Annotated in this window: 20 protein-coding genes, 1 tRNA gene and 1 other RNA gene; 11 read left to right on the top strand and 11 right to left on the bottom strand. The window is 68.3% G+C overall.

From position 1 onward, the window contains the following. Nucleotides 1-2: 2 nt before the first annotated feature. From recR to ffs, 3 genes are all read right to left on the bottom strand, one after another. Nucleotides 3-602, bottom strand: coding sequence for a recombination mediator RecR (recR, locus tag AC1DB8_RS09545; protein ID WP_476892872.1), 600 nt, complete (start codon nucleotides 600-602; stop codon nucleotides 3-5). A gap of 51 nt (nucleotides 603-653) precedes the next feature. After that, nucleotides 654-3,740, bottom strand: a complete 3,087-nt coding sequence (locus AC1DB8_RS09540) for a DNA polymerase III subunit gamma and tau (RefSeq protein WP_476892871.1) — start codon at nucleotides 3,738-3,740, stop codon at nucleotides 654-656. Between the two features lie 27 nt (nucleotides 3,741-3,767). Continuing rightward, an RNA gene (gene ffs, locus AC1DB8_RS09535) (signal recognition particle sRNA small type) lies at nucleotides 3,768-3,864 on the bottom strand. Nucleotides 3,865-4,089: 225 nt separating this feature from the next. Between ffs and AC1DB8_RS09530 the strand changes: the two genes are divergently transcribed. After that, a tRNA-Ser gene (locus AC1DB8_RS09530) sits at nucleotides 4,090-4,174 on the top strand. Nucleotides 4,175-4,275: 101 nt separating this feature from the next. On the opposite strand, the gene AC1DB8_RS09525 is transcribed toward AC1DB8_RS09530, so the two are convergent. Further along, nucleotides 4,276-5,187 carry an oxygenase MpaB family protein gene (locus AC1DB8_RS09525; protein ID WP_476892870.1) on the bottom strand — a complete coding sequence of 304 codons (912 nt, stop codon included), beginning with the start codon at nucleotides 5,185-5,187 and terminating at the stop codon, nucleotides 4,276-4,278. A gap of 313 nt (nucleotides 5,188-5,500) precedes the next feature. Here AC1DB8_RS09525 and AC1DB8_RS09520 point away from each other — a divergent pair, with 313 nt between their 5' ends. From AC1DB8_RS09520 to AC1DB8_RS09505, 4 genes are all read left to right on the top strand, one after another. Continuing rightward, the gene (locus AC1DB8_RS09520) at nucleotides 5,501-6,712 is read left to right on the top strand and encodes a M23 family metallopeptidase (protein ID WP_476892869.1); all 1,212 of its coding nucleotides are present in this window, start codon (nucleotides 5,501-5,503) and stop codon (nucleotides 6,710-6,712) included. Nucleotides 6,713-6,813: 101 nt separating this feature from the next. Next, nucleotides 6,814-7,299, top strand: coding sequence for a glutathione peroxidase (locus AC1DB8_RS09515; protein ID WP_476892868.1), 486 nt, complete (start codon nucleotides 6,814-6,816; stop codon nucleotides 7,297-7,299). A gap of 259 nt (nucleotides 7,300-7,558) precedes the next feature. Further along, a complete protein-coding gene (gene fdhA, locus AC1DB8_RS09510; protein WP_441418939.1) occupies nucleotides 7,559-8,770 on the top strand; it encodes a formaldehyde dehydrogenase, glutathione-independent in 1,212 nt (403 codons plus the stop codon). Nucleotides 8,771-8,976: 206 nt separating this feature from the next. After that, the gene (locus tag AC1DB8_RS09505) at nucleotides 8,977-9,921 is read left to right on the top strand and encodes a phosphodiesterase (protein ID WP_441418940.1); all 945 of its coding nucleotides are present in this window, start codon (nucleotides 8,977-8,979) and stop codon (nucleotides 9,919-9,921) included. A 47-nt stretch (nucleotides 9,922-9,968) separates the two neighbouring features. Here AC1DB8_RS09505 and AC1DB8_RS09500 read toward each other — a convergent pair whose 3' ends face one another. After that, nucleotides 9,969-11,609, bottom strand: a complete 1,641-nt coding sequence (locus AC1DB8_RS09500; protein ID WP_175322233.1) for a stealth family protein — start codon at nucleotides 11,607-11,609, stop codon at nucleotides 9,969-9,971. A 38-nt stretch (nucleotides 11,610-11,647) separates the two neighbouring features. Then, nucleotides 11,648-12,559 carry a hypothetical protein gene (locus tag AC1DB8_RS09495; RefSeq protein WP_476892867.1) on the bottom strand — a complete coding sequence of 304 codons (912 nt, stop codon included), beginning with the start codon at nucleotides 12,557-12,559 and terminating at the stop codon, nucleotides 11,648-11,650. A 212-nt stretch (nucleotides 12,560-12,771) separates the two neighbouring features. Between AC1DB8_RS09495 and AC1DB8_RS09490 the strand changes: the two genes are divergently transcribed. Beyond that, on the top strand, nucleotides 12,772-13,071 hold the full coding sequence (locus tag AC1DB8_RS09490; protein WP_175322235.1) for a type II toxin-antitoxin system VapB family antitoxin: 300 nt from the start codon (nucleotides 12,772-12,774) through the stop codon (nucleotides 13,069-13,071). Beyond that, nucleotides 13,064-13,744 carry a LytR C-terminal domain-containing protein gene (locus AC1DB8_RS09485; RefSeq protein ID WP_441418942.1) on the top strand — a complete coding sequence of 227 codons (681 nt, stop codon included), beginning with the start codon at nucleotides 13,064-13,066 and terminating at the stop codon, nucleotides 13,742-13,744. The genes AC1DB8_RS09490 and AC1DB8_RS09485 overlap by 8 nt, the downstream gene beginning before the upstream one ends. Before the next feature lie 73 nt (nucleotides 13,745-13,817). Here AC1DB8_RS09485 and AC1DB8_RS09480 read toward each other — a convergent pair whose 3' ends face one another. Next, entirely contained in the window at nucleotides 13,818-14,456 is a 639-nt protein-coding gene (locus tag AC1DB8_RS09480; protein WP_441418943.1) for a TetR/AcrR family transcriptional regulator, read from the bottom strand. Between the two features lie 242 nt (nucleotides 14,457-14,698). Between AC1DB8_RS09480 and AC1DB8_RS09475 the strand changes: the two genes are divergently transcribed. Beyond that, complete coding sequence (locus AC1DB8_RS09475; RefSeq protein WP_476892866.1) at nucleotides 14,699-14,947, top strand: hypothetical protein; 249 nt, start codon at nucleotides 14,699-14,701, stop codon at nucleotides 14,945-14,947. A gap of 15 nt (nucleotides 14,948-14,962) precedes the next feature. Here the strand turns inward: AC1DB8_RS09475 and AC1DB8_RS09470 are convergent, their stop codons facing one another. Then, complete coding sequence (locus AC1DB8_RS09470) at nucleotides 14,963-15,673, bottom strand: DsbA family oxidoreductase (protein WP_476892865.1); 711 nt, start codon at nucleotides 15,671-15,673, stop codon at nucleotides 14,963-14,965. 114 nt (nucleotides 15,674-15,787) lie between these two features. After that, a complete protein-coding gene (locus tag AC1DB8_RS09465; protein WP_476892864.1) occupies nucleotides 15,788-16,324 on the bottom strand; it encodes an N-acetyltransferase family protein in 537 nt (178 codons plus the stop codon). A 194-nt stretch (nucleotides 16,325-16,518) separates the two neighbouring features. Here AC1DB8_RS09465 and AC1DB8_RS09460 point away from each other — a divergent pair, with 194 nt between their 5' ends. Then, nucleotides 16,519-17,667, top strand: coding sequence for an MFS transporter (locus tag AC1DB8_RS09460; protein WP_476893033.1), 1,149 nt, complete (start codon nucleotides 16,519-16,521; stop codon nucleotides 17,665-17,667). A 242-nt stretch (nucleotides 17,668-17,909) separates the two neighbouring features. On the opposite strand, the gene aceB is transcribed toward AC1DB8_RS09460, so the two are convergent. Together aceB and aceA are read right to left on the bottom strand one after the other, a co-directional pair. Beyond that, entirely contained in the window at nucleotides 17,910-19,574 is a 1,665-nt protein-coding gene (gene aceB / locus AC1DB8_RS09455) for a malate synthase A (protein ID WP_476892863.1), read from the bottom strand. A 205-nt stretch (nucleotides 19,575-19,779) separates the two neighbouring features. Further along, the gene (gene aceA, locus AC1DB8_RS09450; protein WP_441418948.1) at nucleotides 19,780-21,108 is read right to left on the bottom strand and encodes an isocitrate lyase; all 1,329 of its coding nucleotides are present in this window, start codon (nucleotides 21,106-21,108) and stop codon (nucleotides 19,780-19,782) included. Nucleotides 21,109-21,249: 141 nt separating this feature from the next. Here aceA and AC1DB8_RS09445 point away from each other — a divergent pair, with 141 nt between their 5' ends. Beyond that, nucleotides 21,250-22,761, top strand: a complete 1,512-nt coding sequence (locus AC1DB8_RS09445; protein ID WP_441418949.1) for a helix-turn-helix domain-containing protein — start codon at nucleotides 21,250-21,252, stop codon at nucleotides 22,759-22,761. A gap of 165 nt (nucleotides 22,762-22,926) precedes the next feature. Further along, the gene (locus AC1DB8_RS09440; RefSeq protein ID WP_476892862.1) at nucleotides 22,927-24,675 is read left to right on the top strand and encodes a pyruvate dehydrogenase; all 1,749 of its coding nucleotides are present in this window, start codon (nucleotides 22,927-22,929) and stop codon (nucleotides 24,673-24,675) included. Nucleotides 24,676-24,766 lie beyond the last annotated feature (91 nt).

Below are 24,766 nucleotides of genomic sequence, written 5' to 3'. Positions count from 1 at the left end.
CGTCAGCTCAGCGCGTTGCGGCGGCCTTCGAAGGCGCGGCCCAGCGTGACTTCGTCGGCATATTCGAGGTCGCCGCCGACCGGGAGGCCGGACGCGAGCCGCGTGACGGCGATGCCGATCGACTTGAGCATCCGGGCCAGGTAGGTGGCCGTTGCTTCGCCCTCGAGGTTGGGGTCCGTCGCGATGATGATTTCCTGGATGGCGCCGTCGTTGAGCCGGGTGAGCAGCTCGCGGATCCGAAGCTGTTCCGGGCCGATCCCGGCAATCGGGTTAATGGCGCCGCCCAGTACGTGATAGCGGCCGCGGAAGGAACGGGTGCGCTCCACCGCCAGCACGTCCTTGGACTCCTCTACAACGCAGATCACGGAGGGGTCGCGGCGCGGATCCCGGCAGATGTTGCACAGATCCTGCTCGGTGACGTTGCCGCAGACCGTGCAGAACTTCACCCGCTCCTTCACCGACGTGATGGCCTCGACCAGGCGCTTCATGTCCTGCGGATCGGCTTCGAGGATGTGGAAGGCAAGCCGCTGGGCGGACTTGGGCCCGACGCCGGGAAGGCGGCCGAGCTCGTCGATCAGCTCCTGAACTGCACCTTCGTACACAATTTCCTCGTTCGTTTGGGGGAGTGGCGGCCCGTGCGGCCGCCGGGAGGGCTAGAAGCGCGGCGCCAGTGGGCTTCCGTCCAGGGAACGCTCTTCCAGCAGCTTCCCGCCCAGAATACGCTCGACGGCGGCGCGGCCGAAGACGCCCGACTCCTCGATGGTTTCGTCGTCGGCGCTGGGGACGTCCTGGACGTAGCTGGTGGCGGCGACGGCGGCGCGCGCTGGTGCCTTGGCCCGTCCGGCTTCCGCCTCGGGGCTGTTGGACAGGCGCTGGTAGAGGCTCTGCCGTCCGGAGGCTGCAGGGGCGCCGACCGGAGCCGTGGCCGCGACCGGGGAGGCCGCGGCGGTGATGACCGTGGGCCCGGCGGCGGCAGGGGCGGGCCCGGCCGCAGGTGCCCGGGTGGCAGCGGCGCCGTCGAATCCGGATCCGGATCCGGATCCGGCGGAAAAGGCGCCTACCGGCTCCGGGATCTGGGCAGCCGCGGGCTCGTAGTGCGGCGGCTCCGGCTCGGGGGTGCGTTGCGCGGACTCCGCCACGGCCTCCGTGGAGGTGTGCCGCCCCACGTTCAATTCCGTGCCGACGGTCCAGACCCCGGGGGACTGCTCGACGGCGCGTGCCCACGGGTCCTCGGCGGCATCCTTGGCGGCCGGGGCAGGCGCCGGGGCAGATGACCGGGTCGTAGCGGGGGCTTCCTTGCTGGACCGGGCTCGGGCCGGGGTGCGCGCCGGTGCGGGCGCCGCTGGGGACGCGGGCCGGGCGGCTTCCGGGGCTGAGGGATCCCAGTCCAGCGGCGGCTCTTCATCCAGTGGCGGGGCGTCCTCGTCCCGCGGGGGACCCCAGTCGTCGTCCGGGTACGAGTACGAACCACCGGGCTCGGAGGCGGGGCCGTCGGTCGGTTCAGGGGCCGGGCCTGTGGGCGCGGCGGTCGCTGCCGGCGCCGACACCGGCTCGACCGGGGCCGGACGGGCAGGCTCCGGTGAGGGCGCAGATGCGGACTGCGGCGCGGGCGTTTCCGCGGCGGCGGCAGGTCCGGTTTCGACCCCATTGCCGGCCGTCGACGGGGATTCCGGGGCAGCCCCGGTCGCGGCGGGGGCAAGGCCCCATGCCACATCCGCCGACGTGGCCGGGGCCTCCCGGCTAGCGGGCGCTTTTGGGTTTGGCTCAGAGCTCGCTGAGCTGTTGGTGCCGCCGGCGACGGCCGTGATCTGGCAGTCGATGCCGATCGTCTTGTGGATCGCCTGACGCAGGTTCTCGGCGTGGTCCGCCCGGCCGAAAGCGCCGGCGAGCCCGGATGTCGTGAAGGAAAGGGTCAGGACCTGATCCTCGAAGTGCCCCACCTGCGCATTTGGTTCGACGAGAGCCCAGGTGCTGCGCTTGATCTTGGTCAGGGTCTGCAGGATCTCGGGCCACGCACGGCGCAAGACCTCGACGTCGGGTCCGGACCCGGACCCGGAGACCGCCGCGGGGGCGGGTGCAAGGGCTGGGGCAGGCGTCGCTGCAGCGGCGCCGGCCCCGGGGCGCTCGGCCGGTTCATTCCGAGCCGGTTGGGCCGGAGCCGCCGGTGGGGACGGGGCGGTCTGGGCCGATTCGGTCGGTGCCGGCGGTGCTTGCTCCGGGCGGGAGGCGCCGTTCTGAGACGCGGATTCCTCCACCGGCCAGTCGCTGGTGCTGACCCGCGGCGCCGTGAGCGCTGGCCGTTCCGGCTGCGCTTCCTGCGGCAGCGCCTCCGGGGCCGGGCTGGCCGAGGGCGCGCTGGTGGCGGCAGCCGGGGTCCGGTCCGAGGTTTCGGCAGGCCGGTTGGAGAGCGGGGCGGGCGGAGTTGCCCGATGTGCCTGCGGTGATGCCTGGGCCGCGGCAGCCGATGCCGCTGCAGGGGCGTGGCCGGGAGGCGTAGGAGCCGGTGCCAGTGCCGGTGCCTGGGCGGCAGCCGGCGACGATACGGGGGCGGGCGTCCCGACGTCGTTCCCGGCGTAATTCAGGCGCCGCTCCACCCGGTCGATCCGGGCGGCGATGCCGCGTTCAGTCTGCTCGGAGCTGGGCAGCAGGATGCGGGCGCACAGCAGCTCGAGGTGCAGCCGGGGGGACGTGGCACCGGTCATCTCGGTGAGCGCCGTGTTGGTCACGTCTGCAGCACGGGACAGTTCGGCCGCGCCGAGGTTGTGTGCCTGGTTTTGCATCCGCGCGATCTGGTCCGCGGGCATGCCGCGCAGGATCGATTGGGCGCTCTCCGGCATGGCCTGCACGATGATCAGGTCACGGAAACGCTCGAGCAGGTCCTCGACGAAGCGGCGGGGGTCGTGGCCGGTCTGGATGACGCGGTCCACGGCGCGGAACACGGTAGCGGCGTCGGACGCGGCGACAGCCTCGACGACGTCGTCCAGCAGGGAGGCATGCGTGTAGCCCAGCAGGGCCACAGCCAGTTCGTAGTCCAGGCCGTTCGGGCCGGCGCCGGCCATGAGCTGGTCCAGCACTGAAAGCGAGTCGCGCACGGAGCCGCCGCCGGCGCGGATGACGAGCGAGAGTACGCCCGGGGCCACAGGGACATTCTCCTGCCGGCACAGCAGTTCCAGGTATGCCATGAGCGGCTCCGGCGGGACCAGCCGGAAGGGGTAGTGGTGGGTGCGGGACCGGATGGTGCCGATCACCTTGTCCGGCTCCGTGGTGGCGAAGATGAACTTGATGTGTTCCGGCGGCTCTTCGACGATCTTGAGCAGCGCGTTGAAGCCGGCCGAGGTGACCATGTGGGCTTCGTCAATGATGAAGATCTTGTAGCGGTCGCGGACCGGGGCGTAGGTGGCGCGTTCGCGCAGGTCCCGGGCGTCGTCGACGCCGCCGTGGCTCGCGGCGTCGATCTCGATCACGTCGAGCGAACCGGCGCCGCCGCGGGCCAGTTCGATGCAGCTGGGGCACACGCCGCAGGGGGTGTCGGTGGGGCCTTCGGCACAGTTCAGGCAACGCGCAAGGATGCGGGCGGAGGTGGTTTTACCGCAGCCGCGTGGGCCGGAAAAGAGGTAGGCGTGGTTGACGCGGTTCTTCCGCAGGGCCGTCATCAGCGGGTCGGTGACGTGTTCCTGCCCGATAACGTCCGCGAACGAATCGGGGCGGTATCTGCGGTAAAGAGCGGTAGTAACAGTCACAGCTAAACCCTACCAATCGGCACAGACATAAAAGACCCCCCATGCACCCGCCAGAGCCCATTTACCCTTGCTACCTTCCGGTCCTGGGGGAGTTCAACAGGATGACGCCACATGAGGGGCCGTCGATTAGTTTACCCGACGATCGGGCGTGCCCCGAATCCGGGTGTTGGCCTGCTGTTTCGCGGCGGAACATGCCCATTCTTCGGGCCGCGGCGTGGGCATATGGCGACTATGTCCAACGTCCGATTGGAGCGTGGGGCATGTCCCGTGGCCGCAGGGCGGAGGGCTCAATTGGGCGAAGCCGGGAAGTTCAGGTAGTCTAGTATCTGCTTTTGATTCAGAAGCTACTGGAGAATTCGCCTAGCGGCCTATGGCGCACGCCTGGAACGCGTGTTGGGTTAACGCCCTCGGGGGTTCAAATCCCCCATTCTCCGCGTTTGGCCCCGGTCCATCGGACCGGGGCCTTTTTGCGTCCTGAGCCAGCGCGCCGCAGACGCGGGCCCCGCCGCAGTGAGGGTCCGCCGCCCAGTCACACTTACCCCGCGAACCCCAGCCGGCGGAGCCTTTCGCGTGCTGCCTGCTCGCTCGGGCCAACCCGCCCCAGGGCGAGATGGACGACGCCGAGGGTCACTTTCGTCGCCAGTTTCACCGGCAGCGGGATCGGGCCCAGCCTTGCGGTCCGAAGCCCCAGCATCTCCCGGTATTTTGGCTCCAGGCTGGCCACCGCTGCCGCAAAGAGCACCCGGTACCCGGGCCTGAGTGCGGGGTGGAGCGGGGGATCGCGGATGAAGGCCACGGTTTCGGCAACCTTGGCGCCCGAGGCGAGTTCGCCGTCGTCGTACCAGCGGTCAAGCTGCCGGCGCATGTCAGCCTCGCTCAGCGGCGGCGCCTCCACGCCCATCAGCCTCCCCGCCTGCGCCCACTCGCGGACGTAGGCGTCCGGGCCGCCCGGAATCGGCCCGCCCCAGATCTTGTGCGCGGACAGAAAGGCATCCGTGAAAGCGATGTGCACCCAGCGGAGCAGCTCCGGATCGTTCGCCGCGTAGGGCCGCACGACGCCGTGGCCGTCGGTGAATTCTCCGTGCACCGACTCGTGCAGCCGCAGCACCCAGCCGGACGCGGCGCGGGCGGCCCCCGTGGACCCGTAGGAGACGGTGAAGATCCAGCGGATGGTCCCGGCGAGCCGGCCCAGGGGGTCTTCGCGGAAGCGGGAATGGTCGTGCACCCCGGCCAAAGCCCCCGGGTGCAAGGCCTGCATCAGGAGGGCGCGGATGCCGGCAACAATCGTCGGCATGCCCCCGTGCACCGCCCAGACGGCGGAGCCCGGAAGGTGGAAGCCGGCGTCGTCGCCCTCAGCCAGGCGCCCCACCCACTCCGGGACCGCATCCCGGGTTCCGGTGAACGTCTGTTTGAGCTCGGACTGCCACTCCCTGAGGACATTGCGCATACTCCTATTCTTACCCGGTCGGTGCTGGGCCAGTACCTGTTTTCCCTGCGGGGCTACTGGGGCGCCACCCAATCCGCCGCGCGGTGGCCCGAAACCGCCCCGAACCTCGCGCGGACCCAGGCATTGCGGAGGTTCACAGACCCGGTCGAGTGTGTTCACATAAGGGGGTGGGCCCGTTGGGATGGGGGCCTGACGGAAAAATCGCGGGAGTCACATCGTGGGAAAACACTGGGGAAACTCAACGAGTGCGCAGTCCAAAACTTCGGAGGTCGTCGCGCGCTCTCTGGCGGCAGCCACGGGTCTGGCTCTTGCGGTGCTGGTTTTCGGTCCGTCCGCACCGGCGGGACCGTCAGCCCGGGATGCGGCGGTGCCGCTGGCCACCGGCTCCGCCGGCCCGGGTTTGCTCGCTCCCGGGATCGCCTCTGACCCCGGGGGTGCGGCACGGGAGACCTCAAGGCTGACCGTAGACCGGCATGCCCTCATTTCCTTCGCCCGGACCACGGTCCAGACCACGTCCAAAGACGGCAAGGTCGAGCTCCGGGTCGCGTCGGCAGGCCTCTCGCGCCCGCCGAAGGGCTTCCTGATGGCGCCCCTCGAAACACTGCTGGAGTCATCCCCGTTCGGGCTGCGCACCAGCCCGCTGACCGGAACCGCCGGCGAGTTCCACTGGGGCCAGGATTTTGCCGCCCCGTGCGGGACCCGGGTGTATTCGGCCGACGCCGGTGTGGTGCGGGCCGTCGGATGGCACCCCTGGGGCGGCGGCAACCGGGTGGAAATTGACCACGGCAACGGCCTGATCACCACGTACAACCACCTTCAGGGCATCGCCGTGAAGAAGGGCGAATCGGTGGGAGTGGACGAAGTCATCGCCAAGGTGGGCACGACGGGCTCGTCCACGGGCTGCCACCTGCACTTCGAGACGATCCTCAACGGCTCGCACACCAACCCCTTGGACTGGAAGTTCCTCCCCACGCGGCAGGTGGACCGTCTCGACAACATCCAGATGGTCAGCTATGCGCCTGCTGCCGGCAAGCAGGGTGCCGGCAGCGCGGGGAGCGCCGGCGCGGACTGGGCCATTCCGGTGTCCGAAGATCACACCCATGCGGTGACCGGCGGGGTTCAGGAGACACACGTACCCGACGTTCCGGCCACTGCCGCGGCGAAGCCGTCACCGACCCCCACCGGCTCGCCGCTAGCGACATCGACGCCGCCCGCCGCGCCGGCGCCGCCCGCCGCGCCGGCGCCGCCCGCTCCGCCGGCGCCGCCCGTTCCGCCGACACCGCCCGCCACGCCGACGCCGACCGCTCCGGCGACGACCGCGCCGACGCCGGTGCCGACCGCTCCGCCGACGACCGCGCCGGCACCGGCCGAGCCCCCGACCCCCACCCCCACACCCGCGGTGACTGATCCGGCGTCGGACCCGACCGCGCCCGCTCCGGCCCCCACCGCTCCGGCGGTCCCAGCGGAAACCGTCTCCACCGAGCCGACGGGCGCCCTGGAACCCGCGATCTCCCCGACTCCGTAGCCACGGCAGTCCGGCGCGGCCCGTACCCATACCCACGCGCCGTGGCAGCGAATTACCGTCGTGAACTGTTCCTGCCCCCAAGCCCGCGAGGAAACCAAGCCATGACATCCCTGCACTCCATCCCGCTGACCCTCAACGACGGCACCGAAACGGACTTTGGCCGGTTCCGCGGCCAGGTGGTGCTGGTGGTGAACGTGGCATCCCAGTGTGGTTTCACCCCCCAGTACGCAGGCTTGGAGGCGCTCCACAACAAGTTCCGCGAAGAGGGCTTCAGCGTCCTCGGCGTCCCGTGCAACCAGTTCGCCGGGCAGGAGCCGGGCGCCGACGCGGAAATCGCCGAGTTCTGCGAACGCAATTTCGGTGTGACGTTCCCGCTGACGACCAAGGCCAACGTCCGCGGCAAGAACCAGCATCCGCTCTATGCGCAGCTGACCAAGTTCAAGAACGGCCTGCTGCCGGGCCTGGTGAAGTGGAACTTCGAGAAGTTCCTGGTGAATCGCGACGGCGAGATCGTGGCCCGATTTGCGCCCACCGTGGAGCCCGACTCAGCCGAGGTCATCGAGGCAGTGCGGCAGGCGCTCGGCTGAGCCGCCGTCGGACCACCGCTGGTCCCTGCCAGCCAGCTTTGGGCGGCGGGGGAATGCAAGGGCACAAGGGGCCCTATCCCTCAGCATGCTTCAGGCCTAGACTGGCGAAACCCTCCGACATTCCGGGCATACCTGCGGCGCAGACACCTCTGCCCGTCGGCCGTGCAGCCGACGTAGCCCCGTGGAGGGCGCATCAGAACGCTTCGTGAGTCACAACTGGGCACTCAACATTGGGGTCCGTGAAACCAGGAGGAAAGTGATGACAGGAAACAAAGCCGTTGCCTACAAAGGGCCAGGAAAAGTCGAACTTATCGACATTGACTACCCCACCTTCGAACTCAAGGACGGCCCGGGGGTCAACCCCGCCAACGTGGGCCGCCCGGTGCGCCATGGCGTAATCCTTAAAACCGTTGCCACGAACATCTGCGGCTCGGACCAGCACATGGTCCGCGGGCGCACCACCGCCCCGGCAGACCTGGTGCTGGGCCACGAAATCACTGGCGAAGTCGTGGAAGTCGGCCCTGACGTCGAGTTCATCAAGGTGGGGGACATCTGTTCCGTCCCCTTCAACATCGCCTGTGGCCGCTGCCGGAACTGCAAGGAGCGCAAGACCGGCATCTGCCTGAACGTCAACCCCGCCCGTCCGGGCGCCGCGTACGGATACGTGGACATGGGCGGCTGGGTCGGCGGCCAGGCCAACTACGTACTGGTCCCGTATGCGGACTGGAACCTGCTGAAGTTCCCCGACCGGGACCAGGCGCTGGAGAAGATCATGGACCTGACCATGCTCTCGGACATCTTCCCGACCGGCTTCCACGGCGCCGTCACTGCCGGCGTCGGCGTGGGCTCCACCGTCTACATCGCCGGGGCCGGACCCGTGGGCCTCGCGGCGGCCACCAGCGCGCAGCTGCTCGGCGCCGCCGTCGTAATTGTCGGTGACATGAACGAGGACCGGCTCAAGCAGGCGCGCAGCTTCGGCTGTGAGACCGTCGACCTGTCCCAGGGCGGACCGGCCGAGCAGATCGAGCAGATCCTGGGAGTCCCTGAGGTCGACTGCGGCGTCGACGCCGTCGGCTTCGAAGCCAAGGGGCACGGCCACGACGCCAAGGAGGCCCCGGCGACGGTGCTCAATTCGCTGATGGAACTCACGGCGGCCGGCGGTGCCCTCGGCATTCCCGGACTCTACGTCACGGGGGATCCGGGTGGCATTGACGAGGCAGCCAAGAAGGGGGCCCTTTCCCTGAGCCTGGGCACCGGCTGGGCCAAGTCGCTGAGCTTCACCACCGGGCAGTGCCCCGTGATGAAGTACAACCGCGGGCTCATGATGGCGATCCTGCACGACAAGGTCCACATCGCGAAGAACGTCAACGCCAAGGCGATTTCGCTCGAGGACGCACCGAAGGGCTACGCCGAGTTCGACGCCGGTGCCGCCACAAAGTACGTACTCAACCCGAACGGCTACCTGAGCTAGCCGCGAAGCAACCGAGTAATCCACTTTCCGGCGGACACAGCCTGCATATACGTAAGCAGGTATGTGTCCGCCGGAATACTCGATTTACACCCTTTTTCAAACATGCCTACTGGAGTTTGCACATTGCCGGCCGAATGTCTGGTTGGATAGATCTAACTGAGAGGGACGCTGGAGGCATCTGCCGCCACCCAACCAGGAAGGTTGCAATGGAGCTCATCGAGGCCGAGCACCCCCGGCCACGTCATTTCCTACTCCACCTGAGCGATCCGCATTTGCTGGGCGGTACGGATCCCCTGCACGGCGCGGTGGACGCAGATTCCCGGCTCAGACAACTCTTCGAGCAAGTCCGTGCCTCCGGCGCGCGCCCCGAAGCCGTGATCTTCACCGGCGATCTGGCCGACCGCGGCGAGGCGGAGGCCTACTCCAAGCTGCGCGGCATCGTGGAACCTGCCTGCCGGGCCATGGGCGCCAAAGTCATCTGGGCGATGGGCAATCACGACGACCGGACCAACTTCCGGACCAGGCTGCTGGACCAGCCGGCCGACGACGCACCTGTGGACCACAGCTACTTCATCAACGGCCTCCGGGTCATCACGCTGGACACCTCCGTCCCCGGGTTCCACCACGGCGAACTGAGCGCTGCGCAGCTGGAGTGGCTCGCCGCCGAGCTTGCCACCCCGGCACCCGACGGCACCATCCTGGCCTTGCACCACCCGCCGGTGCCCTCCGTGCTGGATCTTGCCGTACTGGTTGAACTGCGCGGCCAGGCAGCGCTTGCCGGGGTGCTGCGGAACTCCGACGTGCGAACCATCCTGGGCGGCCACCTGCACTATTCAACGACCGCCACATTTGCCGGCATCCCCGTCTCGGTCGCGTCCGCCACCTGTTACACCCAGGACCTGAACGTCCCGGTGGGCGGAAGCCGGGGCCGGGATAGCGGGCAGTCGTTCAACCTGGTCCACGTCTACGAGCACACGATCGTGCATTCGGTGGTGCAAGTGGGCGACACGATGCCTGCGGTGGGCGAATTCGTCACGGCCGAAGAGGCCCAGCGGCGCATTGCCGCCGCGGGGATCCGGATTCCGCGCCAGGCCAGGCTTGAGGATCCGGCACAAACCCCGGGCCACCGCCGGATCACCACCCGGAACTAGCCGGCAGCTGCTTTCGCCGGCAGCTTCCCCGCGGCTAGTTCCCGCTTTTACTTCTCCCAGGGCGCCTTGATCGGGAAGTACTTCTCCAGGAAGTCCGTCACGAGTTCGGCGCGCTCCTCGGCAGCCACCTCCGGGAAACTTCCGTCGTTGAGGCAGAAGAAATCCATGTTGCGCTTCGAGAGCAGCTTCGGCAGGTAGTTCAGGCCGGCGCGGGCCGTCGTGTCCACGTACCGCACCTTGGCCGCGGTCTGGGTCACGGCCCGGCCGGTCAGCAGCGCGTAGTAGTGGTAGAACGAATTCGTCACGGAGATGTTGTCCGCGGCCCGGAACCGGCTGGCCGCCGTCTTCGCGAATTCGGCCGGGAACTCCTGTTCCATCTGCGCCACGACGCTGCGCCGGAGCGGCGCGGCGGTGTGTTCCAGGTGGCGGGTGGTGATCCGCCCGAACCGGTCCCAGAGCAGCTTGCGGTTCACCCGCGCCGCGTTCTCGAAACCGCTGCGCTCGGCGTCGTTGTCTCCCAGCCCGATCCGCGTCTCCGCCTCAATGAACTTGGTGATCCCGCCCGGGGTGAAGAACATGTCCGGCCGCACTGCCCGGCCGAAGAACATGTCGTCATTGGAATACAGGAAGTGCTCGGAGAGGCCCTCGATGTGGTGGAGCTGGCTCTCGACCGCCTGCGAGTTGTGCGTCGGCAGCACGGAGGGGTCGGCGAAGAACTCCTCGCTGCGGACGATCGTCACGCTCGGGTGGTCCGCGAGCCACTCCGGGGCGGGGGAGTCCGTCGCGATGAAGATCCGCCGGATCCACGGCGCGAACATGTAGACCGAGCGCAGGGCATACTTCAGTTCATTGATCTGGCGGAAGCGTGCCTCGTGGTCGTCTCCCTCGCCCACGACGACGCCGGCCATCCTCGCCCGGCGCGCGGCGATGTACTCGGGCGAGCTGCCGTCCACCCAGGAGAACACCAGATCGACGTCGAAGCTGATGTCGCTGGCGTGGTCGGCGAACATGTTTTCGATGGTGGGCCAGGTGTGGCCGTAGCGTTCGACGGTGCCGCGGACGGCGTCCTGGGCCAGCAGGGTCCGCCGGGTCAGTGAGTTTTCGATCGGCAGGATCAGCTGGTCGCCCTCAAAGCTCCAGAGCTCCAGCTGGACGCCGGCCGAGGCGCCGAACTCGAGGCCGCCGTCCGGTTCCACCCGGGGCCGGTACAGCCGGAAGATCCGGGCCTGGCGGTTGAGTGCAAGCTCACCGTCGGCCACCAGCACGGAGGACTTCTTCTTGGCGTCCACGGTCATCGAGTAGAACGGTTCGTCCCGGCAGGCCTCCACGAGGGCGGCGCGGAGTTCCCGGCGGTTCTTCCAGTCCACGGCGATCACGGGGCGGTCGTTGTTGCCGCGGACCAGCAGGTAGTCCAGCTTTGCCCCGGCAAGCACGGAGCGCACGAACAGCAGGTCTTCCACCATGGCCTGGTACGGCGTGCGGTTTTCATTGATCAGCGCATACCTGCCGTGCCGGCGCACCACGTCGGAGCGCGTCCGGAGTCTGGCGACGGCGGCCGGCGAGGTGATCTCCGCGTGGGCGTGGTTGTCTTCGCTCGCCTGGCTGCCGTAGTAAATCTCGTCCTGGATCAAGGCGTCTGTAATGTCGATTCTCCGAGTGGTTGAAGGTGCGTGGATCTCTACTTGCATAATAACCCGGGGCGCAAAAACGGCCGGGTGCGGGGCGCTCAGCCGGCCAGGGCAGCGCGCCAGTGACGCAGGAAGGCCGCGCCGGCGTCGTCGTGGATGACCTCGTCGCCGAGCCCCAAGTCGGCCGCGGTCAGGATTCCGTACGGCTTGACCGGCACGCCGTCGGCGGGACGGACGTCCACGTGCTTCACCGGGTGGTCGTTGTGGTGCAGCCAGTCGGCCATGGCGTAGTCGGTGCGCGAGTCGCCCACCGTCCGCCAGGCCTGCGGGGTGATGCCCTGGGCGGCCAGCAGCTCCACAGCCCGGCTGGCGCCGAGGTCCTTGCCCAGCCGGACGGATTCGATGTCGGTGGAGATGATGGTGGGGTCGACCCGGTAGTCGATCTGGTCATCGCTGTTCGGGGCGTGGTGGTCCAGCCGCACCACCCCCAGGCCGTGGCGGCCCATCAGGGCCATGGCGTCGGCGTCGAACAGCGCCTGTTCCTCGCGGTAGTCGGAGTTGGCGACGGCGACGTGCTGTTCCACGGAGACCATGGCCCGTTTGGTCTCGTCGTAGAACATGTGGGCGGAGTAATCCTCCGCGACAAGCCGCCGCACATCGTCCCCGAACGCCTGCGGGATGGCGAGTTCCCGGTCCACGTGCACGGCGCCGGCCCCGGCGGCGGTGTAGCTGAACCAGACGGCGCCCTTCTCGCAAATGGCGTGGATGGTGAGCCCCTCCGGCATTCCGGCAGCGATCATCGGCCCCATAACCTGCTCACGGATGAAGGCATCCGAACGGCCGGTGTTGAAAATGACCGGAATCCCGGCGGCCGCGAGGGCCAGCAGGTCCGCGATGATTCCCGGCTGGACGGTGCGGGTGAGCGGACTGGCCACGGGACCGTCGACGTCGAGCAGCAGGGCCAGCGGCGGGGCCGAAGGCACCAGGGCGGAGGTCTCGGTTACAGTCATGCCTCCATTCTCTCAGCCGGGCCGGAACTTCGCCTCCGCCGGCGGACTCGTGACGCCGGGGCTCCGGACGGGCTAAAGCCGGAATGACCTTTCTGTGCCCGGCAGTGACAGCACCGGACATATCGATGACAAATGGTCACTGTTTGGCCACAACCTCCGGCGCCGTGGCGACTTTGATTCCCCTGACCGGTGATCTTCCTTAGGCTTGCATGGTGATCTTCAAAGCTGTGGGCGAGGGACGCCCGTACCCTGACCATGGTTTCAATACGCCCAAGGACTGGGCGGCGTTGCCGCCGCGCCCGGTCCGGCTGGACGAGCTCGTGACCACCAAGCGCACCCTGGACCTGGAAGCGCTGCTGGCCGAGGACTCAACCTTCTTCGGGGACCTCTTCCCGCATGTGGTGGAATTCCGCGGCGTGCTCTATCTCGAGGACGGCCTGCACCGGGCCGTCCGCACCGCCCTGCACCAGCGCACCGCGATCCACGCCCGCGTGCTGGTGATAAATGGCTAGGAAGCCGAAGGATCTCTCGGTCCTGCACGGGCACCACGTCATCACCGGCGCCGATCTGCGGGCCACGTTCGCGGAGCAGGACGAGCTGTACAACCGGGTCCGGAAGCGGCGGCGCATCCTGCACGGCGCGGTCCTGTTGATCCTGCTCGGGCTGCTTGCCGCAGCCATTGTGGTGGCCTTGGCCATCATGAACGGCCAGATCAAGCTCCCGACGGCGGAGCGCAGCCAGGCTGCTGCGCCGCTGTGCCCGGACGCGACGTACGACTACACGCCGCCCGGGAAGATCAAACTGAACGTCTACAACTCCACAAGCCGCCCGGGTTTGGCCCGGACGGTGGCCAACGAGTTTGCGGCGCGCAAGTTCGTGGTGGGGGCGGTCGGCAACACCGAGTCCGGCTACCGCGGTGTGGCACTGGTGGTGTCCGGGGCTGCCGGCCAGTCCGCGGCGTTCAGCGTCCAGCGCAACCTGCCCGGCTCGGACTACGTCCAGGACGGCCGCAGCGACGCCAGCGTGGACGTCATCCTGACCGGGGACTTCAAACAACTGGCCAAGCCGGGGCTCGTGGACCAGACGCCGGGCAAGCTCAGCTGCCCCCGGGAGACCCGCCGGGTAGTCGAAGATCCCAGCCTGCCCGTGGTGCCGACCATCGTCCCGGCCAGCCCCAAGCCCTGAGTCTCCGGGAGGAAGGCGTCCAGGAGGAAGGCTTCCGGGAGGAAGGCTTCCAGGAGGAAGCGGGCGGGCTCGGCTACGCGCTCACGCGCAGGGGGCGGCCGGCGTCGTCGAACCTGGCCCCGGCACCCAGCTGGATGAAGCGTACCGTCCGGGCGATCCGCGCCTCCGCTTCCGGGTCCGCGCCGGCCCCGTCCCCGCGGGCCGCACTGGAGGAGAGCGTGCCGTGGATGAGCTGGGCAAGCTGGGTGATGTCCGCTTCGGGGAGATAGCCCTGGGCCATGCCGTCGCGCAGGATGTCCTGCAGCAGGAGGCTGAGTTCACCGACGTGGTCCGCCAGTTTGGCGAAGGAGGCAGGGGACAGGACAGCCCCCATGGCGGGGCCCGGCGGCAGGTGGCGGCGGCTCAGGTCCGCCACCTGGGCCCGCACGTAGAGCGCCAGCCGCTCCACGGGGTTCTCCAGCGAGGCCAGGGAATCACGCAGTTCGACGAGGAACCGTTCCGTCTCGTCCAGTGCGTAGGCAATGAGCAGCTCTTCGATGTCCGCGTAGTAGTTGTAGACGGCGGTGCGGCCGATCCGGGCGTGCCGGGCGACGTCGGTCATGGTCAGGCCGGGCAGCCCGTGCGTGAACAGCAGTTCGCCGAACGCGGTCAGGATCCGGCGCTGGGTCTCGGCTCGTTGGGCGGCGTTGCTCGCGGCCGAAATCCTGGGCATATGGACACTTTAGCGCGATCTGTCAGTAAAAAGGGGCGAAGCTTCGGCGTGCGTGCGCTCGCCGCCCCCGAGGCTGCCCCCGAAGCTGCCCCGCACCCGTCGGCGGCGTTCGGCGGCAGCCGGAGCCAAACCGGTCCGTGACGCGAGAAAAACATGCACCGGAAACGCCGCCGAAACCTCACCCGTGCATGCTGGTGCCAATGGAGCCCCGACGGAGGGGCTCCGCTGGGGAGGAGTTGGCTATGGGTAGGGAAGGTGCGATCCGGACGTGCGGGGAACTGGCCGCCGGGGACGAGATCGAGGCGTGGCACAACGGCAAGTTGTTCCACCGCGGGCGGGTCACCCAGACAATCCCGCTGATGGAGCTGTTCTGGATCCTGGACGCCCGGACCGGCGCCCGGAAACTGCTCGACGTCGAGGCGCTGGAGATCGTCCGCTGTGCCCCGGCCTCGCGGCTCGGGGTCACCGCAGGCCTGGCTCAGCCCGCCTAGGCCTCGGACGGGGACTCAGACAGGGCACCCGTCCGGGCCGCATGCGACGCCGTCCGAACCGGACGTGCCGGCGTCGACCATAACGAGCGGGTGGCTTTCCTGCCACGCCTGCTCCAGGGCTGCAGTGAAGGTTTCCGCGGGCTGGGCCCCGGAGATGCCGTATTTGCGGTCGATGACGAAGAACGGCACACCGCTGATGCCCAGGGCCCGGGCCTCGGCGAAGTCCTGCCGGACGTCGTCGGCGTACTTGTCCGAACTGAACAGCTCGTCCAGTTCGCCGGCGTCGATCCCGAGGTCGAGGCCCAATGAGGTGAGGTATTCACGGCTGCCGATGTCGCGGCCGTGCTCGAAGTGGTCGCTGAGCAGCCGTTCCTTGGCGGCATCCCGCTGACCGTGCGCGGCGGCGAGGTGGATCAGCCGGTGGGCCGTGAAGCTGTTGGCCACCACGACGGCGTCAAAGCGGTAGTCGAGTCCCTCGGCGCTGGCCAGGGATGCCACGTGCTCGAACATGCCGGCGACCTGGTCCGGGGCCATGCCTTTGCGGGTGCTCAGGTAGTCCAGTTCGGTGCCGTCGTAGTGCTCCGGCAGGGACGGGTCCAGCTGGAAGCTGCGCCACTGCACCTCCACCCCATCGCGGTGCGGGAACGCCGCGAGCGCGGTCTCAAAACGGCGCTTGCCGATATAGCACCAGGGGCAGGCCACGTCGGACCAGATCTCAATCTTCATGCTGGCGACAACCCCGCCGGGCCCGCGCTCATTCCCGTCGGCCCGCCAGCTTCCAAAGTCCGTTCCCGCGGTCAAGGGACGCGGAGGGACGCGGAGGGACGCGGAGGGGCGTGGTCAGGGCGCGAGCGAGCGTTCCATGACGAAGTCGTGCTCCACCGTGCTCCCCAGCCTGAACGACTTCGTGCCGACCTTCCGGAAGCCGGACTTCTCGTAGAACCTGATGGCACGGGCGTTCTGGCTGTTCACGCCGAGCCAGAGGCCGCGGGCGCCCGCGGCCGACGCCGCGACGATGCTGGCCTGCATCAGTTCGGCCGCCGCGCCGAGGCCGTGGTGCTCCGGGTGGACGTAGCACTTGCTTAGCTCCGTGCTCGGCCCGGCCCCGAGGACGGCAACCACGTCCGGATCCTGCGTGGCGCGGTCCAGGAGCAGGCTGTAGCCGCGGAGCGCCCCGCCCGCGTCGAGCACGAGCACGGTGACGTCCGGATCGGCCAAGTAGTCGCGGAAATTGGCTTCGCTGAGTGTGTTGGCCAGGTGCGCGGCGATGTCCTCGGGCTGGGATTCCGGCGGGCAGGCGAGCGGAAAGGTGATGGCGGCGAGTTCGGCCAGCGGGCCCGCGTCGTCGGCCGTTGCCTTCCGGATGAGGTGCGTCATGCGAAAAACCCTAGTCCGCGGACCGCGCTGCTTGACCTTCGTGAAGCTGGCTCCGTCATGTTCCGGCGGGTGCCGGGCGGGCCGCAGCCGCGCGTGATAGCAATGGGACTGATGAAAACATATTTCTGCCCGGATGCCAGTCCGCGGACCGCCGGGTGAGTGCCCTGGCGAAGATCCCGCGCGGCGGGCTCCTGATGATCGCGATCGGACTCATCGCCCTCAACATGCGCGGGCCGTTCGTGGCGGTCGCGCCGGTGGTGGGGAACATGCAGCGCGACCTGGGCTTTTCGCCGGTCGAAATCGGCTTCCTGACGGGCATCCCGGTGCTCTGCTTCGCGCTGGCCGCGCCGCTGGCATCGCTGACGGGCCGGAAGCTGGGGCCGGAGTTCGCAATCACGCTGACCCTGCTGGGCGTACTGCTCGGCGTCGTGGTCCGCTCCGCGGGCGGGGGTGCCCTCGTGATGCTGGGGACCGTGATTCTTGGCATCGCCATCACGATCGGCAACATTGTGGTCCCGCTGATCATCCGGCGCGACTTCAGCCCGGCCAAGCAGGCAGCGGCCATGGGCACCTACACCGCCGCGCTGAATATCGGCTCCTTTGTCACGTCCATGATTACGGCGCCGTTGGCGGAACTGCTCGGCTGGCGTCCGGCCATCGCGGCGTGCGCCCTCTTCGCGGTTGCGGCCGGCGCGGTGTGGGTGCTGGCCGCCGGCAGCAGTTCGCTCCGGCCCGAAGCGATCCCGGGGGCGGATCCGACCCGAACGGCGGGGCGGCCCGCGTCGCGCTGGATCACCGTGGCGCTGACCGCGGGATTCGCCGGCCAGGCGTTTTCCTACTACGGGGTCACCGCCTGGCTGCCCAGCCTCCTTGCCGACGAACTGGGGCTGGCGCCGTCGGCGGCCGGCGCCGGATCCTCGCTCTTCCAGATCCTGGCGATCGCGGGCGGCCTAGGCGTCCCGTTCGTGGCGCGTTTTGCCAGCACGACGACGGTCGGACTCACCTTGGGGGCGCTGTGGCTGACGGTGCCGCTGGGGCTCCTGCTGGCGCCCGAGCTGTGGTGGCTCTGGTCCTCCTTCGGCGGCGTGGCCCAGGGCGGCGGCATCACCCTGATCTTCATCGCCATCATCCGGCTGGCCCGCGACCAGGCCTCGGCGGGCCGGATGTCCGCCGTCGTCCAGGGCTCCGGCTACTGTTTCGGCGCCGCGGCTCCCACCCTGCTGGGCTTCGTGCACGGCATCTCGGGCTCGTGGACCGGGCCCCTGCTGATGATCCTGGGCTCGGTGGCCCTGTTCATCCTGGGCTGCGCGCTGTCCCTGCGCCACATCCCGAAGGCGCACTGACCTCACTGAGCCCGGCCGGGCACCCCGGGTGAACGGACACTTGAGGCCCATGTTTTGTGGAAAACATGGGCCTCAAGTGTCCGCTCGACGCCGTTGTCGGGGACGGGGAGGGTCTTCCGTTGCCGGGCTGCCGCCCCGGATTTCGGGGTGCCTGTTGCGAAGGGCGTGGCAGCCCGGCGGACGGAATTCTTGCTGGGCCCGGGTGCGGACGCCGTAGGCGGCGCCCGCGCCGGGCCGGGCGGCTAGACGGCCACGAGGTCCTCGCAGTTGGCTGCGGTGTCGGCGCTGTCGCGGGCTTCGTGCAGGAAGCGGTCGTAGGCCGGCAACGTCAGGAAGGCGGGGAACTCGTTGCCGAGCGTGACCTCCTCGAAGATGTCCCTGGCATCGGCGAAGCGGTCGCCCTCGAAGCGTTCCAGCTTGGCGAACTCCTCATCCAGCATGTCCTCCACCCACTCGCGGGTGATAACGTCGCCCGCGTCCGTGATGGCGCGGGAGAAGATCCACTGCCACAGCTGCGAGCGGGAGATTTCCGCGGTGGCGGCGTCCTCCATCAGGTTGTGGATGGCCACCGCGCCGTTGCCGCGCAGCCAGGACTCGATGTAGCGGATGCCCACCTCGATGTTGTTCCGCACGCCCTGCTCGGTGATCGTGCCCGTGGTGGAGGAGATGTCAATCAGTGCGCGGTCATCCGGCGTGACATCCTCGCGGAGGCGGTCCAGCTGGTTCGGACGGTCGCCGAGGACGCCGTCGAACACCTCGCGGCACACCGGCACCAGGTCCGGGTGCGCCACCCAGGAGCCGTCGAAGCCGTCGGCCGCCTCGCGGGTCTTGTCGGCGCGCACCTTCTCGAACGCGATGGCGTTGGCTTCCTCGTCCTTGCGGTTGGGGACGGCCGCGGCCATGCCGCCAATCGCCATGGCGCCGCGCTTGTGGCAGGCCCGCACCAGTTGTTCGGTGTAGGCCCGCATGAACGGCTGCGTCATGGTGACCTGGCCGCGGTCCGGCAGGACAAAGCGCGGTCCGCGGGTGCGGAAGTTCTTGATCAGCGAGAAGATGTAGTCCCAGCGGCCGGCGTTCAGGCCCGCGGCGTGCTCGCGCAGTTCGTAGAGGATCTCCTCCATCTCGAACGCGGCCGTGATGGTCTCGATCAGCACCGTGGCGCGGATGGTGCCCTGCGGGATCCCCAGCAGGTCCTGGGCCAGGACGAAGATGTCGTTCCACAGCCGCGCCTCGAGGTGGTTCTCGATCTTCGGCAGGTAGAAGTACGGCCCCTTGCCCTGGGCGATCAGGCGGCGGGCGTTGTGGAAGAAGTACAGGCCGAAGTCCACAATGCCGCCAGCCACCGGGGCGCCGTCGATGAGCATGTGCTTCTCCGGCAGGTGCCAGCCGCGGGGCCGGACCACGATCGTGGGCAGTTCCTCGGCAGCGCGGAGCTTGTACTCCTTGCCTTCCGGGGAGGTGAAGTCGATCCGGTGCTCCAGCGCGTCGGTGAGGTTCAGCTGGCCCTGGATGACGTTGCGCCACGTCGGGGTGGAGGAGTCCTCCATGTCAGCGAGCCACACCTTGGCGCCGGAGTTCAGCGCGTTGATGGTCATCTTCTTGTCCACCGGGCCGGTGATCTCGACCCGGCGGTCGGTCAGTCCCGGTGCCGGGGGAGCGACGCGCCATTCCGGGTCGTTGCGGATGGACTCGGTCTCGGGGAGGAAACGCGGGTCCTGCCCCTTGCTGATCTGCTGGCGGCGTTCCTGCCGGGCCCGCAACAGCTCCTGCCGGCGCTCCGCCGTCGCCCGGTGCAGCTTGGCAACAAAAGCCAGCGCGTCCGGAGTCAGAACCTCGCCCTGCCGGCAAATCGGCTGTGCGGTCAACGTAACCCCGTTGATAGTGAAGTTGTCAGTGAAGCTGTTCATTTCAATCTCTCCTTAGAGAAGAAGCAAGGTCGACGGCGAATGGTGACTCAAGCGCGAGGCCAAAGGTGCCGGGATTGCGGCAGCCTGCGTAAAAGGGGCCCTGTGTCCGGGCCCGTCCTCGCTCAGCGAGGTCGGACCCGGACGCGGGGAATAGCAGGCAGGGCAATGCCGGACCGAAGGCCGGATGCAAGGCCGCCGTCGTGAGTTAGTGGAACTGGCCTTCTTCTGTGGATCCCACGAGGGCCAAAGTGGATGCGTTCGGGTTGAGCGCGGTGGCGATGTCGTCGAAGTAGCCGGTGCCGACTTCGCGCTGGTGCTTAGTGGCGGTGTAGCCGCGGGCTTCGGAGGCGAATTCCTTTTCCTGCAGCTCGACGTAGGCGCTCATGCCTTCCCGGGCGTAACCGTGGGCGAGGTCGAACATCGAGTAGTTCAGGGCGTGGAAGCCGGCCAGGGTGATGAACTGGAAGGTGAAGCCCATGGCGCCGAGTTCACGCTGGAACTTCGCAATCGTGGCGTCGTCGAGGTGCTTGCGCCAGTTGAACGACGGCGAGCAGTTGTACGAAAGCATCTGGTCCGGGAAATCGGCCTTGACCGATTCAGCGAACTTGCGGGCCAGCTCCAGGTCCGGGGTGCCGGTTTCCATCCAGATGAGGTCGGAGTACGGGGCGTAGGCCTTGGCCCGGGCGATGCAGGGTTCGATACCGTTGCGGACCTTGTAGAAGCCCTCGGCGGTCCGTTCGCCCGTGATGAATTCCTGGTCGCGCTCGTCGACGTCGGAGGTGATCAGGGTGGCTGCCTCGGCGTCGGTGCGGGCGATGACGACCGACGGTGTGCCGGCGACGTCGGCGGCGAGACGGGCGGCGTTCAGCGTCCGGACGTGCTGCTGGGTGGGGATCAGGACCTTGCCGCCAAGGTGGCCGCACTTCTTCTCCGAGGCGAGCTGGTCTTCCCAGTGCACGCCCGAAGCGCCGGCCTGGATCATCGACTTCATCAGTTCGTACGCGTTCAGCGGTCCGCCGAAGCCGGCTTCGGCGTCGGCCACGATCGGCACCATCCAGTCCTCGACGGTCTGGATGCCTTCGGAGAACTCGATCTGGTCAGCGCGGAGCAGGGCGTTGTTGATGCGGCGGACCACCGTGGGAACGGAGTTGGCCGGGTACAGGGACTGGTCCGGGTAGGTGTGGCCGGAATTGTTGGCGTCGGCGGCAACCTGCCAGCCGGAGAGGTAGATGGCGCGGAGGCCGGCCTTGACCTGCTGCACGGCCTGGTTGCCGGTCAGGGCGCCGAGGGCGTTGGTGTACTTGCCCTCCTTGTGCTCCTCCGTGAGCTGCTTCCACAGCTTCTCGGAGCCGCGGCGGGCCAGCGTGTGTTCTTCGGAGACGCGGCCGCGGAGGCGGACGACGTCGGACGCCGAGTAATCCCGAGTGACACCTTCCCAGCGCGGGTTGGCAGCCCACTCGAGCTCCAGGGCGGCGGCCTGCTCTGTTGTGTCCTGGCCGGCCGGCTGCTGGGTGGGCTCAAATGCTGCAGTCATCTTTGTCTCCTTGATGGGTCCCGGCCCGCCAGTCTGCGTCTCTGCAAGTCCTGGCGGGTTGTTCCGAGGTAGTGAATCTTTCTGTGAGATCTACTTTTCTTTACTTTCAAGGGGGTTTCTAGGGGAAATCTATGGAAAGAAATGCACTTCTTCCCGTATTCTCAAGAAATGCATCCAAGCAGCTGGAACCGTCAGGCAGTACCGCCGTCCCACCCCGCCGAACCAGAGGTGGATGTCATCAGCATGGGCCGAAGGGTCCGGCATCTGCGCAAGGCGGCCGGGCTCACGCTCGATGACCTCAGCGCCACGGTCGGAACGGCCCCCAGCCAGCTGAGCCTGATCGAGAACGGCAAGCGTGAGCCCAAACTCGGCCTGCTCCAGCAGCTTGCTGCTGCGCTTGGCGTCAGCATCGACGAGCTGCTCGGCGCCGAACCGCCGAACCGGCGTGCGGCCCTGGAGATTGAGCTGGAGCGTTACCAGCGCAGCCCCATTTACGAGTCCCTGAAGCTGCCCAAGATCCGCATCAGTTCAAGGCTGCCGATGGACGTGCTGGAGTCCATGGTGGGGCTGCAGCATGAGCTGGAACGCCGCCTCAACGAGCAGGTCGCGACGCCGGAAGAGGCCCGGCGCGCCAACGGTGAACTGCGGGCCATGATGCGGGAGCGGAACAATTACTTCCCGGAATACGAGGCGGAGGCGCAGAAGGTGCTGGCGTCGGTGGGCCACACGTCCGGCCCGCTGTCCCACCATGTCATCGCCGACATCGCCGGGCACCTTGGCTTCAGCCTGCACCATGTGGGCGACCTGCCGCATTCCACCCGCTCGGTGACGGACCTCAAGAACCGCCGAATTTACCTCACGCAGAACGCCCGGAGCGACCACGACCCCCGATCGGTGCTGCTGCAGGCCCTGGGCCACTACGTGCTGGGCCACCAGACGCCCACCAACTACGGCGACTTCCTGATGCAGCGCGTCGCCACCAACTACTTCGCCGCCGCGCTGCTGCTGCCGGAGCAGGCCACCGTGGAGTTCCTGCAGAAGGCCAAGGCGGCCAAGGAAATCGCGGTGGAGGACATTAGGGACGCGTTCGCCGTGTCCTACGAGACCGCGGCGCACCGCTTCACCAACCTCGCCACGCAGCACCTGGACCTGCGCACGCACTTCCAGAAGACGCACAAGAGCGGCATCATCTACAAGGCATACGAGAACGACGGCGTGACGTTCCCGCAGGACCACACCGGCGCCATCGAGGGCCAGCCCTCGTGCAAGAACTGGACCTCCCGGGTGGTGTTCGACGTGCCGGACAAGTTCAGCGCCTACAACCAGTACACCGACACCCCGGCCGGGACCTACTGGTGCACGGCCCGGACGGAGCGTTCCGCCAACGGGGAGTTCTCGCTCTCGGTGGGGGTGCCCTACGCGCAGGTCAAGTGGTTCCGCGGCCGCGACACCACGGAGCGCTCCAAGTCGACCTGCCCGGACGAGAGCTGCTGCAAGCGTCCGCCGGCCGCCCTCGCCTCCGAGTGGGCCGGCAACGCCTGGCCCTCGGCCCGCGCCCACTCGCACCTGCTTGCCGCGATGCCGCCCGGCGCCTTCCCCGGCGTGGACGAGACCGAGGTCTACTCCTTCCTGCAGGCGCACTCCGGGAACTGAGTTCGACGGGACCGGGCACTCTCCCTCAGGTCCGTCGGGCTGGGGGGAGCGTTCGGTGGTTTGGTTGCCGAACCTGTGGGAGCGTTTTCTGGGCGTGGCTGACAGGCGCGCAGACTATATTGGCCAGTGTCAGCTCATCGATCCATCTCGCGGGAGCGTGCACCCATGGCCAAGGAACTTGCCACCCAGCTTGTCGAACAACTCCAGGCTGCCGGCGTGCAGCGGATTTACGGGATTGTTGGCGACAGCCTCAATCCGATCGTCGACGCCGTCCGGAAGACCGGCGGGGCCGCGAAGGGCGGGATCGACTGGATCCACGTCCGGCACGAGGAGGCCGCAGCGTTCGCCGCCGCCGCGGAAGCCCAGCTGACCGGCAAGCTCGCGGTCTGTGCCGGGTCCTGCGGGCCCGGCAACCTGCACCTGATCAACGGCCTGTACGACGCCAACCGCTCCGGCGCCCCGGTGCTCGCCATCGCCTCGCACATCCCGAGCAAGCAGATCGGCAGCAGCTTCTTCCAGGAAACCCACCCGGACCGGCTCTTCAACGAGTGCTCGGTGTACTCCGAGCTCGTCAGCACGGCCGAGCAGGCGCCGCGGGTGATGCACAGCGCCATCCAGCACGCCGTCGCGCTCCGCGGCGTCGCCGTCGTGACCCTGCCTGGCGACATTGCCGGGCTGGAGGCGACCGCCGAAACCCCGGCGCCGGCAGCCTTCCGGCCGGCCGCAATGGTGCCGGACCCCGCCAGCGTGCGGGAACTGGCGGACGCCATCAACGACGCCGGTAAGGTCGCCATCTTCGCCGGGGCCGGCGTCGACGGCGCGCACGACGAGGTGATCGCGCTGGCCGAACTCCTCGCCGCGCCGATCGGTCACTCGCTGCGCGGCAAGGACTTCATGCAGTACGACAACCCCTACGACATCGGCATGACCGGGCTGCTCGGCTACGGCGCCGCGGCCGAGGGGATCGAGGACGCGGACCTGCTGATCCTGCTCGGCACCGACTTCCCCTACGACCAGTTCCTGCCCGGGACCCGGACGGCGCAGGTGGACCGGGCCGCGCAGAACCTGGGCCGGCGGACCGACGTCGACGTCGCCGTGCACGGCGACGTGCTTCCGACGCTGACTGCGCTGATGCCGTTGCTGAAGCCGAAGAAGAGCCGCCGCTTCCTTGACGCGATGCTCAAGAAGCACGACCGGCTGATGAACAAGGCCGTCGGGGCGTACACCCGCAGGGTCGAGAAGACCGAGCCGATCCACCCGGAGTACGCGGCCTCGCTGCTGGACCAGGTGGCGGCCGAGGACGCGGTCTTCACGGCGGACACGGGCATGTGCAATGTCTGGACCGCGCGGTACATCAACCCTCTGGGCACCCGGCGGCTGATCGGCTCGTACCTGCACGGCTCCATGGCCAACGCGCTGCCGCACGCCATCGGGGCCCAGCTCGCATACCCGGGACGCCAGGTGGTTTCGGTCTCCGGCGACGGCGGGCTCTCGATGTTGCTGGGGGAGCTGATCACCGTCGCGGCGCACCGGCTTCCGGTCAACGTGGTGGTCTTCAACAATTCCACCCTGGGCATGGTCAAGCTGGAGATGCTGGTGGACGGGCTGCCCGATTTCGGCGTCGACGTCCCGGACGCCAACTATGCGGAGGTCGCCCGCGCCCTGGGGTTCCACGCCGTCCGCGTCACGGATCCGTCCCGGATCGAGGCCGCCTACCGGGAGGCGTTCGCGCACCCCGGACCCTCGCTCGTGGAGCTGATCACCGATCCCAAGGCACTCTCGATCCCGCCGAAGATCAAGGGCGCGCAGATCCTGGGCTTCGCCACGGCGATGTCCAAGGTGGTGCTGAACCGGGGAGCCGGCGAGGCCGTGAGCATGGCCCGAAGCAACCTGCGCAACATCCCTCGGCGCTGACGGGCCCTCGCGGACCCGTGGCCCGCCTCCGTTTCGACGGTTCCGTGCAGGTTCGACGCTGGGACGCATCGAGTGGGCGGGGAACCGTCGA

This window comes from Arthrobacter sp. 10N410 (assembly GCF_056394945.1).
The sequence above is the reverse complement of the archived record's forward strand: the minus strand, read 5'-3'. Positions and strand labels throughout refer to the sequence as shown.